This is a genomic window from Paraclostridium sp. MRS3W1, assembly GCF_032465715.1.
Taxonomy (GTDB): Bacteria; Bacillota; Clostridia; order Peptostreptococcales; family Peptostreptococcaceae; genus Paraclostridium; species Paraclostridium dentum.
Genome location: NZ_JAWDJM010000140.1, coordinates 1 through 492 on the forward strand (window position 1 = coordinate 1; position 492 = coordinate 492).

The 492-nt window shown below is 50.8% G+C and carries 5 tRNA genes; all 5 read right to left on the reverse strand.

Annotated features, from left to right (window positions below):
- Positions 1–61: 61 nt before the first annotated feature.
- Positions 62–136 (reverse strand) — tRNA-Gly (locus tag RWY47_RS11230).
- 10 nt (positions 137–146) lie between these two features.
- Positions 147–230: transfer RNA gene (locus RWY47_RS11235), tRNA-Leu, on the reverse strand.
- A gap of 14 nt (positions 231–244) precedes the next feature.
- Positions 245–329, reverse strand: a tRNA-Tyr gene (locus tag RWY47_RS11240).
- A 4-nt stretch (positions 330–333) separates the two neighbouring features.
- A tRNA-Thr gene (locus tag RWY47_RS11245) sits at positions 334–408 on the reverse strand.
- 4 nt (positions 409–412) lie between these two features.
- Positions 413–488 (reverse strand) — tRNA-Asn (locus tag RWY47_RS11250).
- Positions 489–492 lie beyond the last annotated feature (4 nt).

Here is a 492-nt window from a genome sequence, read left to right on the forward strand (position 1 = left end):
ACACACGCCTTAGAAGGGCGTTGCTCTATCCAGCTGAGCTATGCACCCACATTATTTTATTTGGAGCGGGAAACGAGATTCGAACTCGCGACTTCAACCTTGGCAAGGTTGCGCTCTACCACTGAACTATTCCCGCATAGTACAATTGGTGCGGATGAAGGGAGTCGAACCCCCACGCCATAGGCGCCAGATCCTAAGTCTGGTGCGTCTGCCAATTCCGCCACATCCGCGCAAATTATTAAGTTGGTGGAGGATGGTGGATTCGAACCACCGAAATCGTCGATAACAGATTTACAGTCTGCCCCCTTTGGCCGCTCGGGAAATCCTCCACGTTGGAGCTAGTGATAGGAATCGAACCTACAACCTGCTGATTACAAGTCAGCTGCTCTACCGTTGAGCCACACTAGCATATTGGCGGGAATAACAGGACTCGAACCTGTGACCCATTGATTAACAGTCAATTGCTCTACCAACTGAGCCATATTCCCACGG